This window comes from Nocardioides sp. NPDC057767 (genome assembly GCF_042798275.1).
Lineage (GTDB): Bacteria > Actinomycetota > Actinomycetes > Propionibacteriales > Nocardioidaceae > Nocardioides.
The window spans coordinates 23,945-36,699 of record NZ_JBHVKJ010000016.1 but is presented as its reverse complement, the minus strand read 5'-3'; the positions used below and the strand labels follow the sequence as shown (position 1 = coordinate 36,699).

General features: G+C 69.9%; 11 protein-coding genes and 1 riboswitch. Of the genes, 2 read left to right on the top strand and 9 right to left on the bottom strand.

Going from position 1 to position 12,755, the window contains the following annotated elements; genetic code table 11:
• Window positions 1-54: 54 nt before the first annotated feature.
• The 5 genes from ACFVDI_RS10495 to ACFVDI_RS10475 all read right to left on the bottom strand — a co-directional run bounded on the left by ACFVDI_RS10495 (window position 55) and on the right by ACFVDI_RS10475 (window position 5,043).
• Window positions 55-585, bottom strand: coding sequence for an NTP transferase domain-containing protein (locus ACFVDI_RS10495; RefSeq protein WP_378903966.1), 531 nt, complete (start codon window positions 583-585; stop codon window positions 55-57).
• The gene (locus tag ACFVDI_RS10490; RefSeq protein WP_378903963.1) at window positions 582-1,157 is read right to left on the bottom strand and encodes a hypothetical protein; all 576 of its coding nucleotides are present in this window, start codon (window positions 1,155-1,157) and stop codon (window positions 582-584) included. Before ACFVDI_RS10490 ends, ACFVDI_RS10495 begins: the two co-directional genes overlap by 4 nt.
• 273 nt (window positions 1,158-1,430) lie before the next feature.
• Window positions 1,431-2,468 (bottom strand): alpha/beta hydrolase family protein, encoded by a 1,038-nt coding sequence (locus tag ACFVDI_RS10485; protein WP_378903960.1) that lies wholly within the window; start codon window positions 2,466-2,468, stop codon window positions 1,431-1,433.
• A gap of 217 nt (window positions 2,469-2,685) precedes the next feature.
• A complete protein-coding gene (gene groL / locus ACFVDI_RS10480; RefSeq protein ID WP_378903957.1) occupies window positions 2,686-4,320 on the bottom strand; it encodes a chaperonin GroEL in 1,635 nt (544 codons plus the stop codon).
• Window positions 4,321-4,530: 210 nt separating this feature from the next.
• Window positions 4,531-5,043 carry a GNAT family N-acetyltransferase gene (locus ACFVDI_RS10475; RefSeq protein ID WP_378904109.1) on the bottom strand — a complete coding sequence of 171 codons (513 nt, stop codon included), beginning with the start codon at window positions 5,041-5,043 and terminating at the stop codon, window positions 4,531-4,533.
• 262 nt (window positions 5,044-5,305) lie between these two features.
• Between ACFVDI_RS10475 and ACFVDI_RS10470 the strand changes: the two genes are divergently transcribed.
• Together ACFVDI_RS10470 and ACFVDI_RS10465 are read left to right on the top strand one after the other, a co-directional pair.
• Window positions 5,306-6,874: an AMP-binding protein gene (locus tag ACFVDI_RS10470; protein WP_378903954.1), complete on the top strand. Its 1,569-nt coding sequence runs from the start codon at window positions 5,306-5,308 to the stop codon at window positions 6,872-6,874.
• An 87-nt stretch (window positions 6,875-6,961) separates the two neighbouring features.
• Window positions 6,962-8,560, top strand: a complete 1,599-nt coding sequence (locus tag ACFVDI_RS10465) for an AMP-binding protein (RefSeq protein ID WP_378903951.1) — start codon at window positions 6,962-6,964, stop codon at window positions 8,558-8,560.
• 123 nt (window positions 8,561-8,683) lie between these two features.
• Here ACFVDI_RS10465 and ACFVDI_RS10460 read toward each other — a convergent pair whose 3' ends face one another.
• The 4 genes from ACFVDI_RS10460 to ACFVDI_RS10445 all read right to left on the bottom strand — a co-directional run bounded on the left by ACFVDI_RS10460 (window position 8,684) and on the right by ACFVDI_RS10445 (window position 12,705).
• Window positions 8,684-9,613: an SGNH/GDSL hydrolase family protein gene (locus ACFVDI_RS10460; RefSeq protein ID WP_378903948.1), complete on the bottom strand. Its 930-nt coding sequence runs from the start codon at window positions 9,611-9,613 to the stop codon at window positions 8,684-8,686.
• A 126-nt stretch (window positions 9,614-9,739) separates the two neighbouring features.
• Complete coding sequence (gene thrC / locus ACFVDI_RS10455) at window positions 9,740-11,011, bottom strand: threonine synthase (protein WP_378903945.1); 1,272 nt, start codon at window positions 11,009-11,011, stop codon at window positions 9,740-9,742.
• An 11-nt stretch (window positions 11,012-11,022) separates the two neighbouring features.
• A riboswitch (SAM riboswitch) is annotated at window positions 11,023-11,161 on the bottom strand.
• Between the two features lie 84 nt (window positions 11,162-11,245).
• Window positions 11,246-12,157: a GlxA family transcriptional regulator gene (locus ACFVDI_RS10450; protein WP_378903943.1), complete on the bottom strand. Its 912-nt coding sequence runs from the start codon at window positions 12,155-12,157 to the stop codon at window positions 11,246-11,248.
• Window positions 12,154-12,705, bottom strand: a complete 552-nt coding sequence (locus ACFVDI_RS10445) for an isochorismatase family protein (RefSeq protein ID WP_378903940.1) — start codon at window positions 12,703-12,705, stop codon at window positions 12,154-12,156. The genes ACFVDI_RS10450 and ACFVDI_RS10445 overlap by 4 nt, the downstream gene beginning before the upstream one ends.
• Window positions 12,706-12,755 lie beyond the last annotated feature (50 nt).

Below are 12,755 nucleotides of genomic sequence, written 5' to 3'. Positions count from 1 at the left end.
GCAGAGTTGGCTGAGGGTTGGACAACCTCTTAGGAGGGTAGGAGCGAGTCGCCGTCAGCGGCGGTCGACGTCGTCTCCGCCGGCCAGGTCTCCGCATTCCACCAGACGTACGTCATGGGACCGGAGATAGCCCCGGGCGCCCTGGTCGCCGACGGCTGCCTCGATGACGCCGTCCCAGTGGTCGCGCCCGATCAGCACCGGATGGCCGGGAACCCCGTGGTAGGCGGCCCGCGTCAACCCGGTGGCCGAGGCCGTCGAGACCACTCGGGCGACAACGTCGGCGCCGACGTCCGGCAGGTCGACCAGATGGACCACGGCAGCCTGCACGTCCGGCCCGAGAGCCTCCAGACCGACGCGCAGCGAGGCCCCCATCCCCTCGTCCCAGTCCTCGGCGACGGCGACCCGCTGACCCGCCGGGAGCAGCGTCCGAGCCTCCTCGGCGGACGCCCCGAGCACGACGAGCACGTCGTCGCAGCCGCCCTCCCGCAGTGCTCCGACCGACCGGACCAGCCAGTCGTCGACGAGCGCCTTCGGCTTGCCCATCCGGCGTCCGGCGCCGGCAGCGAGGAGGAGCCCGGAGATCACTTGAACGCGGCGGTGTAGAGCTTCTGCAGCTTCGGAGTCTTCGCGTCGCTGTAGCCGCAGCCGATGACCTCGGCATCGCCCGTGGCCGCGACCAGGTAGTTCTTGCCCTTCTCGAACTCGGGCATCGGGATGGTGCTCGGCGGGGGCAGGGTGATGCTGACAGTGTCGGTGCCGCCGAAGCCGTCGGCGTACATCCACGTCTTCACCCGCAGCACGGCCTCGCTCTTGCTCACGCTCTCGGCAGTGCCCTCGAAGGCCAGCGCGGCATTCTGGGAGAGCCACTTAGACGTGGGCGGAATGCATCGGGCGGCGTCGGCGACGACGCTCAGCTCGGTCGCTCCCGAGGCGCCGGCCGGGGTGGAGGCCGACGGGACCGGCGCGGTCTCGGTGACCGTCGCGGTCGGCGAGGGTGGTGTGGCGACGGGGTCTTCAGCGGTGTCGTCGGAGCCGAGGAGCCCGAAGGAGGCGACGACGGCGACGAGCACGACCGCGACGGCGATGACGGCCGCGAGCCAGCGCCAGGGCGACCGCGGCGGCTGCATCCCGGTCTTCGGTCCGACGTCCACACTCATGCCGCCATCATGCCTCACCGCTGGGCGTCATCCGTGGACGCGGTTGACACACGCAGGCGGGGCCCTGGTCTCGAAGACCCTGACCCCGCCCGCCGCCGCAGAACTTCACCCGGACACTTCCTTGGGCTTCAAAGCCCCCCAGATCCAGACGCTTCCCCGCAGTCGGCCACTGTGTGGAGCACCAATGTTGCGTTACCGACCTGTTGTCGAGACAGTGTCGAAAGTCCCCAAAAAGATGGGACCGCTGGGCCCCCCTCCTTCCATCTGACCAGGTCATCCCAGATGACGCTCGAGGAACGCGATCACCCGCCTGATCGAGCGGTCCCACTGTGGCCCGAAGGCGTGCTGCTCCCCTTCATAGACCCACAGCCGCTGACGCACGCCCGCGCTCGCCATCAGGTCCCGGGTGGTGTAGGCCCAGCTGATCGGACAGGACTCGTCCTCGGTCCCGTGGTGCATCTGGAGCGGAACCTCGATGCGGTCGAAGTACGTCCGGGCCGACAGCCCCGCCCAGAACTCCGGCTCGCGCTCCGGATCCCCGTGCTGCCGGTAGAGCCGGGCCACCTCCTCCGGCCGCGACGGCACCGCCCACCGGTTGATGTTGTCGACGATGTCGGAGGAGATCGACGCGTACGTCACCCCCGCACGCACCAGGCCCGGCTGAGCGACGAGCGCGTTCATCACCACTCCCCCGCCCATGGAGCGGCCGAGCAGCGCGGTGCGGTCGGGGTCGACGTACGGAAGCCGTTTCATCGCCTGGACGGCGTTGATGGTGTCGCGCGTGTAGCCCAGGCGGCTCTCGTCCTCCTCGGTTCCTTCGGGGATGGGCGAGGATCCGGCGTGGCCGCGGTAGTCGGTGTGCAGGACGACGTAGCCCTCCCGGGCCAGCCGGTCCTGCTCGCGTCGCAGGCCCTGCCCGGTGACGTAGATGTCAATGTCGATGTGGCCGTGGGCGAAGACCACGCCGGGGAACGGGCCCTCGCCGCGCGGCCGGAAGAGCACCCCGGTGATCGTCAGCGGGCCGCTCGGGTAGCTGATCTCGAAGCGCCGGTAGGCGTCAGTGCTGCCCGACTCGCGCAGCACCTGCACCTCGCCGCCCGGGAACTCCTCGCGCATCAGCTGTGGGAGCGAGACCTTGTCGTTCACCGGCGGCAGCGTCTCCGACGGGCTCGGGGTGGGCGAGGAGGGTGTCGCCGAGGTCGGCGGTGTCGGTGTCGCCAACCGGGATGGCGGCGAAGCGGCCGGTTCACCACCGCACCCGGCAAGAAGCACGGCCGAGATCGCCAGCGCCGACATCGCCCTCAGGCCCATGCCGTCGAGCGTAGCCGGTGTCCCCGACCGCAGGTCTGTGACGTCGAGAGCGCCAGGATCCACGTGGAGGCGTGGTGTCGCTGACGTAGTCCAGGGAGTTTCCGTCCATTTACCCGCGAGTAACCGACGGAAACTCCCTGGAGTACCCGCCCGGGCCGGAAACGAAGAGGACCCCTCCCGAAGGAGGGGCCCTCTTGGCGGAGCTAGCGGGACGGACTCAGAAGCCCATGCCGCCCATGTCACCCATGCCACCGGTCGGGTCGCCACCAGCGGCGGCCTTCTCCGGCTTGTCGGCCACGACGGCCTCGGTGGTGAGGAACAGCGCAGCGATCGACGCAGCGTTCTGCAGCGCGGAGCGGGTCACCTTGGCGGGGTCGATGATGCCGGCCTGGAGCAGGTCGACGTACTCGCCCGTGGCCGCGTTGAGGCCCTGGCCGACCGGAAGACCGGCGACCTTCTCCGCCACGACGCCGCCCTCGAGGCCGGCGTTGATGGCGATCTGCTTCAGCGGCGCCGAGATGGCGGCCTTGACGATCGAGGCACCGGTGGCCTCGTCACCCTCGAGCTCGAGCTTCTCGAACGCGGTGGTCGCGGCCTGGATCAGCGCGACACCACCACCGGGGAGGATGCCCTCCTCGACAGCGGCCTTCGCGTTGCGGACGGCGTCCTCGATGCGGTGCTTGCGCTCCTTGAGCTCGACCTCGGTGGCCGCGCCGACCTTGATGACGGCCACGCCGCCGGCCAGCTTGGCGAGGCGCTCCTGGAGCTTCTCGCGGTCGTAGTCGGAGTCCGACTTCTCGATCTCGGCGCGGATCTGGTTGACCCGGCCCTCGATCTGACCCTGGTCGCCCGAACCCTCGACGATGGTGGTCTCGTCCTTGGTGATGACGACCTTGCGGGCCTGGCCGAGCAGCTCGATGCCGGCGGTCTCCAGGGAGAGGCCGACCTCCTCGGAGATGACCTGGCCACCGGTGAGGATCGCGATGTCCTGCAGCATGGCCTTGCGGCGGTCACCGAAGCCCGGAGCCTTGACGGCGACGGACTTGAAGGTGCCCTTGATCTTGTTGACGACCAGCGTCGAGAGAGCCTCGCCGTCGACGTCCTCGGCCAGGATGACCAGCGGCTTGCCGGTCTGCATGACCTTCTCCAGGACCGGGATCAGGTCCTTGACGCTGGAGATCTTCGAGTTGACGATCAGGATGTACGGGTCGTCGAGGACGGTCTCCATACGCTCCGGGTCGGTCACGAAGTAGGCCGAGATGTAGCCCTTGTCGAAGCGCATACCCTCGGTCAGCTCGAGGTCGAGCCCGAAGGTGTTCGACTCCTCGACGGTGATGACGCCTTCCTTGCCGACCTTGTCCATCGCCTCGGCGATGATCTCGCCGACGGTGGTGTCAGCGGCCGAGATCGAGGCGGTAGCAGCGATCTGCTCCTTGGTCTCGATGTCCTTGGCCTGGGCGAGCAGCTGCTCGGAGACGGCGTCGACGGCCGCCTCGATGCCGCGCTTCAGGCCGGCCGGGTTGGCACCCGCGGCGACGTTGCGCAGGCCCTCGCGGACCAGCGCCTGGGCGAGAACGGTCGCGGTCGTCGTGCCGTCACCGGCGACGTCGTCGGTCTTCTTCGCGACCTCCTTGACCAGCTCGGCACCGATCTTCTCGTAGGGGTCCTCGAGCTCGATCTCCTTGGCGATGGAGACACCATCGTTGGTGATCGTGGGGGCGCCCCACTTCTTCTCGAGCACGACGTTGCGGCCCTTGGGACCGAGGGTGACCTTGACGGCGTCGGCGAGGGTGTTGAGACCCTTCTCCAGACCCCGACGGGCCTCCTCGTTGAAAGCGATGAGCTTCGGCATTGCTCCTGCGATCCTTCACTTGGGAAGTTCGTTGGATCCGGTCCGATGGGTTGCCCGCGACGGACGACGCCACTCCCGGCAGAACCCTTCCCTGCCGCTCGCGACGCCTCAACGTCACCGGTCCGGTTGTTGTCACTCTCATGGTAAGAGTGCCAGCCTCATGTTTAGCACTCGACCCCTGCGAGTGCAAGAAAATCGGGGCCGCGACAGTCAGAGAGGCTTCGCGAGCTCCGCGAACTCGAGGTCTTCGCGCAGCGGCACGCCGAAGCGCTCGTCGCCATAAGGGAACGGCTCGAAGCGCCCCGTACGCCCGAACCCCCGCCGCTCGTAGAACGCGATCAGGTCCTCGCGCTGGCGGATCACCGTCATCCGGATCTCCTCCGCACCCCACTCGCCCGCGATCCGCTCGGCCTCGGCCATGACGGCCTTGCCGACACCGGCGCCCTGCAGCGTCGGCGAGACGGAGAACATGCCGAAATAGACGTACGCCTCGCGCTTCTGCAGCTGGCAGCAGGCAACGATCTCGCCTGCGCGTTCGGCCACCAGGAGCCGGGAGCCAGGCGCGGTGATCACGTCGCGTACACCCTCGGGGTCTGTCCGCTGGCCGGCCAGCAGGTCGGCCTCGGTGGTCCAGCCGGCGCGGGAGGCATCGCCGCGGTAGGCCGACTCGATCAGCCCGACCAGGGCGTCCACGTCGTCGAAAGTGGCGTCTCGGAAGGTCATCTCGGGCACGGGCCCACGATAGGGCAGCGCAACAATCAGGTGGGCAGGGCCGGCGGCGATGGACCCGAGGTCGGCGGTGTCGATGTGGCCGTGTCTCGGCCGTCAGGGCGTCGCCGGGCCGCCATCGAGCCCTATGCGGACGCCATCGCGCCCTGCGCGCACGGCCGGAGCGGACCGATCTCGCCCGGCGCCGGGACGCTCTGCAAGTTTTTGCATCCCGATCGGTAGACGAGAACACGTTCTAGTTGCCACACTCGGTGCTGTGACCCCGATCACTCTTCCGGACATCATCGAGGCGATGGCCGACGCCGTCCCCGACCGCACCGCCGTGTTCACGATGGAACACGCCTACAGCTTCGCCGAGATCGACGAGCGCGCGAGCCGGCTGGCCAACCACCTCATCGCGCAGGGGGTCGAGCCGGGCGACCACGTCGCCGTCCACTCCCGCAACCGGATCGAGTGGGTCGACGCCTTCTACGGGTGCATGAAGGCGCGGGCGGTGCCGATCAACATCAACCACAAGTACCTCCACGACGAGCTCGACCACCTCTACCGCAACTCCGACGCGATGATGGCGATCATCGGGCCCGAGCACGTCGAGGCGGTCGCCGCGCTCGGGCTCGGGATCCCGACGCTGGTGCTGGGCGAGGAGTACGACGCCGCGGTGGCCGCCGCTCCCAAGGAGCGCCCCGACATCGAGCGCAGCCCCGACGACCGCTACGTCATCTACACCGGCGGGACCACCGGGATGCCGAAGGGCGTCGTGTGGCGCCAGGAGGACATCATCCGAGCCGCACTGAACGCGAGCCGCTTCGGAGCGCCCTTCGACACCGTCGAGCAGCTCGCCCAGGAGGCCGCGGCGCAGGAGACGCCGATGGTGCTGCTGGCCTGCGGCCCGATGATGCACGGCGGCAGCCAGTGGATCATGGGCAACGGCCATGTCGCCGGCTGCACGGTCGCGCTCTACACCGAGCCGGCCTGGTCGGCCGAGACGATCCTCGACCTCGTCCAGGCCGCTGGGGTCAACTCGCTCACCTTCCTCGGCGACGCGATGGGCCGCCCGGTCGCTGAGTCGATCCTGCGCGAACCGGAACGGTGGGACCTGAGCAGCCTGTTCGCCGTCTCGAACGGCGCCGCCCCGCTCTCCGCAGGGGTCCGTGCCCAGCTCCGGGAGGCGCTGCCGGGCCGCTACATCCTCGACTCCTACGGCGCCTCGGAGTCCGGGGCGACCGGCATGCAGGTCGACGAGGGCAACGAGGGTGCGCAGGCCGCCCCGAAGTTCCAGGTCGGGATGGACGTACAGGTCTTCGACACCGAGCTGAAGCCGTGCGCGCCGGGCGAGACCGGGATGCTCGCCCGCACCGGCTCGATCCCGCTGGGCTACTACAACGACCCGGTCAAGACCGCGGCGACGTTCAAGGAGGTCGACGGGCAGCGCTGGTCGATCCCGGGCGACTTCGCGCGACGTGAGGAGGACGGCTCGATCACCGTCCTGGGCCGCGGTTCGGGCTGCATCAACACCGGCGGCGAGAAAGTCTTCCCGGAGGAGGTCGAGGCGGTCCTGCTGCGTCACGCCGACGTCTTCGACACCGCGGTCGTCGGCACGCCGCACGAGCGCTGGGGTCAGCAGGTCACCGCTCTCGTGCAGCTCCGCGAGGGCGCCGCGACCTCGATCGACGCGCTTCGGGAGCACTGCCGCAGCCTGATCTCTGCCTACAAGGTACCCAAGGACATCCTGCTCGTGGAGCGAGTCCCTCGCACGCCGGTCAGCAAGGTGGACTATCGTGCGAGCGCTACGGTCGCTGCCGAGCTGCTCGAGGCGCGTAGGTGACGGCCGGCTGATCCGACGTACGGCCCGGTGTCGTACGCCCCACCTCTGGCCCTAACCAAGGAAGGCGCAGACGTCCCTGTGTCCGCCGTGATCCCCCTCACACTGCCCGACATCCTGGAAGCGATGGCCGATGCGATCCCCGACCGCACCGCAGTCGTCACCACCGAGCGCGCCTACACGTACGCCGAGATCGACGAGCGTGCCACGCGCCTGGCCAACCACCTGCTGAGCGTCGGCCTCGAGCCGGGTGCCCAGGTCGCCGTCCACGCGACCAACCGGATCGAGTGGGTCGACGCCCTCTACGGGTGCCTCAAGGCCCGCACGATCCCGGTCAACATCAACCACGCCTACCGGCGTGACGAGCTCGCCAGGACGTACGCCGCCACCGACTGCGTCGCGGCCATCGTCTCCCCCGAGTTCACCGACGACATCGACGAGCTCTCGCTGTCGTTGGCTCACCGGGTGGTCCTCGGCCCCGACTACGACGCCAAGGTCGCCGCGGCCTCCAAGGAGCGGCCGACGGTCGGGCGTACGCCCGGCGACTGGCACATCATCTTCACCACCGGCACCACCGGCACCCCCAAGGGCGCGGTCTGGCGCCAGGAGGACCTGATCTGGGCGGCCCTGAACACCGTCCGCCGCAACGCGCCGATCCCGTCGGTCGAGGGCCTCGCCGCCGAGGCGGCCGCCCGCGACTCGGGCGTCGTGCTGCTCGCCGGCGGGCCGCTGCTGCACGGCCAGAGCCAACTGCTGCTCCTGCGAGCGCTGGTCGCCGGCGGCACCGCGGTGCTCGACACCTCTGAGTCTTTCTCGGCCGAGGCCTTCCTCGACCTCGCCGAGAAGTCCGGCGCCACCGCGATCACCCTCCTCGGCGACGCCCAGGCGCGGCCGGTTGCCGCCGCGCGGCTCGTCGGCAAGAAACGCTGGCCGCTGCACTCGCTCGCGGGCGTCTCCAACACCGCGGCACCGCTCTCCGACGGCGTTCTCTCCGTGCTTCGCGACGCGTTCGCCCGGCGGGTCATCGTCGACTCCTACGGCACCCTGGAGACCGGCGTCACCGGGTCCCGCGCCGACGACGGCTCGGCGCTCGCGCCCGGTGAGGCGCGGTTCATGGTGGGCCCGGAGGTGGAGGTCTTCACCCCCGACCTCACCCCGGCGGCTCCCGGTGTCGAGGGGCTGCTGGCCCGCTCCGGCCCGGCCGCGCTCGGCTACTACAAGGACAACGCCCGCTCGGCCACCGCGATCAAGCTGATCGACAACCGGCGCTGGACCTTCCCCGGCGACCTCGCCCGTCGCGAGGAGGACGGCTCGATCACGCTGCTCGGCCGGGCCGCGACCTTGGTGCGGACCGGCGACCTCGAGATCCACCCGGAGACGATCGAGGGCGTGCTCCTCGCCCACGACGACGTCGTCGATGCCGCGGTCTTCGGCATGCCCCACCCGCGCTGGGGCCAGCAGGTCGCGGCGCTGGTGCAGCTGACCCCGGGCTCCGAGATCGCCGCCGCCGACCTGCGCAAGCACGCCCGAGCGGTGCTCGGGGATGCTCACGAGCCCAAGCTGGTCCTGCTGGTCGAGTCCGTGCCGCGTACGCCGGCCGGAACCGTCGACTACCGCGCCGCCACCGGCCTCACCGCTGACCTGCTCAGCACCGGCGGCAAGCGTCCTGACGAGGCCGACACCGAGTAGCCGACTCGGCGCATCTGTCCCGCCACCACACGCCGAGTCGGCGCGTCTGTCCCAGCTGCTTGGGACATTTGCGCCGACTCGGCGCTGTTTTCCGGGACTGACACGCCGGATCGGGGTTGGGGGTCAGGGCTGCCGGTCGGGGTCGTCGGCGTCCTCAAGGGCTGGCGGCTCTTCCGCCTCGGGCGGGAGCTCGGGGAGGTGGTGTCCGAAGGGGACCTTGTGGACCTGGCCGAGGGCGGCCAGGACGGAGGGCAACATCGCCTTGGCGGTGCGCTTGTAGCCCATCGCGCTGGGGTGGAAGTGGTCGATGGCGAACATCTCGTCGGGGTTCGTGATGAAGAACGGGCCGACGACGTCGGAGAGCGACACGACGTGGGCGCCCCGGGCCAGGGCGGTCTCGCGCTGGCCGTCGGCCAGCTGCCGGGCGATCCGGCGCCCGAGGGAGCGCAGCGGCTGGGGTAGCGGCCGCACCGCGCCGACGTCCGGGCAGGTGCCGACGACCACCTCGGCGCCGCGCTCGCGCAGCGCGTCGATGACCTCGCCGAGCACCCGGGTCGAGTCCTTCTGCGGCACCCGGTGGGTGACGTCGTTCCCGCCCACGATGACCACTGCGACGTCGGGGCGATAGCTCTCCGGCAGGGACTCGAGCTGCGCGGGGACCATGGAGGTCTCGGCCCCGACCACGGCCGCCGTACGCAGCCGCACCGGCCGCTGCAGCGCCTTGGCCGTGCCCTTGGCCAGCCGGGCGCCGAGGGTGCCGCCCTTGGTCTCCGCGCCCAGCCCGGCGGCGATCGAGTCACCGAGGACGAGCAGCTCTACCGGCGTACCTCCGTAGGTCTTCCTGTAGACCTTGTCGGCGTCGATCGCCTCTTCGCCGAGAGGCTTGCCGATCACATCGCGCGCGTGCGCAGCCTGTCTCTTCAGCAACGTCACGAACCCGGCACCGGCCGCCGCCCCGACCACGCCGATCGCGCCGGCGACTCCGGCGGTGGCGGCGACCACACCGAGCCACCTGGCCTCTTCACTCGTCTTCGCGCTGCTCACATTCCTCATGTGTACCGCACGAGGGTGAACGGGCGGTTGGTTCGTCTAGGTATGCAGAGAAACCGTCGCTTCCCTCGCGGAGTTCCGCACGGGAAGCGACGGTTCGGCTACATACCTAGACGAACATCCACGGCCCTACGCCTGAGAGAGCCCCGCCTCCTCGAAGGAGTCGTAGTTGGGGGCGATGGTGGCGCGGGGGCCGACGATGCCGCTGACCGCGTCGAGGGTCTTGAGGCCGTGGCCGGTGTTGATGATCACCGTCTCCAGGCTCGGGTCGAGCGCGCCGGTCTCGACGAGCTTCTTGGTGACCGCGAGGGTGGTGCCGCCGGCGGTCTCGGTGAAGATGCCCTCGGTGCGGGCCAGGAGCACGATCGCCGCGCGGATCTCGTCGTCGGTGACCTCCTCGACCGCACCACCGGAGGAGCGGGTGGCGTCGAGAACGTAGATGCCGTCGGCCGGGTTGCCGATGGCCAGCGACTTGGCGATGGTGTCGGGCTTGACCGGGCGGATGGCGTCGACGCCGGCCTTGAACGCGGTCGCGACCGGGTTGCAGCCGGTCGCCTGGGCACCGAAGATCCGGTAGGGCTTCTCCTCGACCAGACCGAGCTTGATCAGCTCCTTGAAAGCCTTGTCGACCTTGGTCAGCTGGGATCCGGAAGCCACCGGGATGACGATCTGGTCGGGCAGGCGCCAGCCGAGCTGCTCGGCGATCTCGAAGCCGAGGGTCTTGGAGCCCTCGGCGTAGAAGGGACGTACGTTGACGTTCACGAACGCCCAGCCGTCCTCCTCCGCGGCGATCTCCTGGGCGAGCTTGTTGACGTCGTCGTAGTTGCCGTCGACGGCGATCAGGTTGTCGGTGAAGACGGCCGAGTTGACCTGCTTGGGCTGCTCGAGGTTGCTCGGGATGAAGACCGCGGTGGGGATCCCGGCGCGGGCGCCCGCGGCGGCGACCGCGTTCGCCAGGTTGCCGGTCGAGGGGCAGGCGAAGACCTTGGCGTCGAGCTCGCGGGCGGCGCTCAGCGCGCACGCGACGACGCGGTCCTTGAAGGAGTTGGTCGGGTTGGTCGAGTCGTCCTTCACCCAGATCTTCTCGACGCCGAGCTCCTTGGCGAGGTTCTTCGCGTCCAGGAGCCGGGTGAAGCCGGGCTCGGTGTTCGGGCTCTGCTCGATGTCGTCGGGCACCGGCAGCAGCGCCTTGTAGCGCCAGATGTTGCGGGGTCCGGCCTCGATCTCCTCGCGGGTCACGGCCGGGAAGTCATAGGCCACCTCCAGTGGCCCGAAACACTCCGGACAGGCGTAGTGCGGACCGAGGTCGATCTGGTGGCCGCACTCCCGGCACGACAGCGCCGAGGCGTTGCCGAAAGCACCCTCGCGCAGGCCCTTCGTCTCCGTGGTCGCAGCGCTCATGAGAAACCTCCTCCTCATCTTCCCCGATCACGTCTCTCGCGCCGGGCCGGAATTAGCACCTGCTCCGCGCCCTGCCCGTGGTCGGGAGGAGGCTCGCGGTCGGTTGCCGGGACTTCACTGGGCCGTTCCCTCAGTCCCTCTCGATGAGCAGTAGCGATCGTACGGCAGGTATCCGGCACCCCACACACTCGGGTTCCACTCCGTGGACCATGTGTCCACCACTTGGACCAACAGTCAGCGGGCGCGGAGGCGGCGCAGCATCCGGGCGTCGTCGAAGCCCACCGCTCGAGCGGCCGATTCCATCGTCGTGCCGGCAGCGAGCAGGTGGTCGGCACGCTCTCGGCGAAGCGCCTGCTGGTAGCGGAGCGGGGTGAGACCGGTGGCGCGTACGAAGGCACGGGTCAGAGTGCGCTCGCTGACACCCGCGCCCTCGGCCAGGCCGGAGAGCGGAAGCGGCTCGGCGAACCGGGCGTCGATGACGTCCTGCACGTGGTGGACGGTGTCGTCGAGATGGTTGCGGTGGCGCAGCAGGACGCTCTCCTGCGGCTGGTCGCCGTTACGCCGCGCGTAGACGACCATGTCACGGGCGACCCGCGCCGCCAGTGCCGGCCCGTGGCGCATCGCGAGCAGGTGCAGGCTCAGGTCGATGCCGCTGGCGATGCCGGCCGACGTCACGATCCGGTCATCGCCGGTGAACAGCACGTCGCGCACGACCCGGGCCTTCGGGTAGCGCCGGGCCAGCGCGTCCTGGAGATCGTGATGGGTGGTGCACAGGCGCCCGTCGAGGAGACCCGCCTGGCCGAGGGCGTCGGCACCGGCGCAGACGCTCGCCACCTCACCCCCGGCCGCATGATGGGCACGCAGCCGCTCGGCGGCCTCGGGGGTGAGCCGGGGCCCGGCGACGAGGTCGTACGCCGCCTTCCAGCCCGGCACGAGCAGCAGGTCACCGGGGTCGAGGTCGGGCCACTCCGCCGTCGCCGCCAACGGCAGCCCCTGGGCCGAGAGCACCTCCCCCGGCCCGGCACCGGCGACGTAGACGAGGTCGTAGGGATGACCCAGGTTGCCCGCGGTGTGGAACGCCTGAGCCGGCCCGGCGAGATCGAGCAGATGTACGCCGGGCAGCAGCACGAACACGACCTTGCTCACGCCGCAGATGCTGCCACAGCCTCCAGCTCGGCGATGGTCGCGATCTCGGCGAACCGGCCGCTGAGCACGAGCTTCGTCCGTTCCACGACCTCCTCGGCCGACAGCCCGCCCAGCGGCTCGGTGGTGACAGCGTCGGCCACGTAGGTGATCCGGTAGCCGAGGTCGGAGCCGATCCGCGCCGTGGTCTCGACGCACTGCTCGGCGCGGATCCCGCAGACCACGAGCTCGGTGACGCCGTGCTCGGTCAGCACCTGCTGGAGGTTGGTGGTGGTGAAGGCGTTGTGCGAAGTCTTACGCACCTCGACATCGCCGTCCCGCGGGCCGCTGAGCCCCTCGAGGTAGCGCACGTGACCCGAGTCCGGGTCGAAGGCACCGCCGCTGCCGGGCTCGGTGTGGAGCACCCACACGACCAGGTCGCCCGCGGCACGCGCGAGGCTCACCAGCCGGTCGGCGCGCTCGGCGATGTCGAGGTGAAGGGTCTGCTCCCACGAGTCCTTCTGGCGAAAGGATTCCTGGATGTCGATGACGAGAAGCGCCCGGTTACCCATGCCTCCAGTGTGCGAGCTGCCCGCTCGATGCACGAGGCACCAAGCGGGCA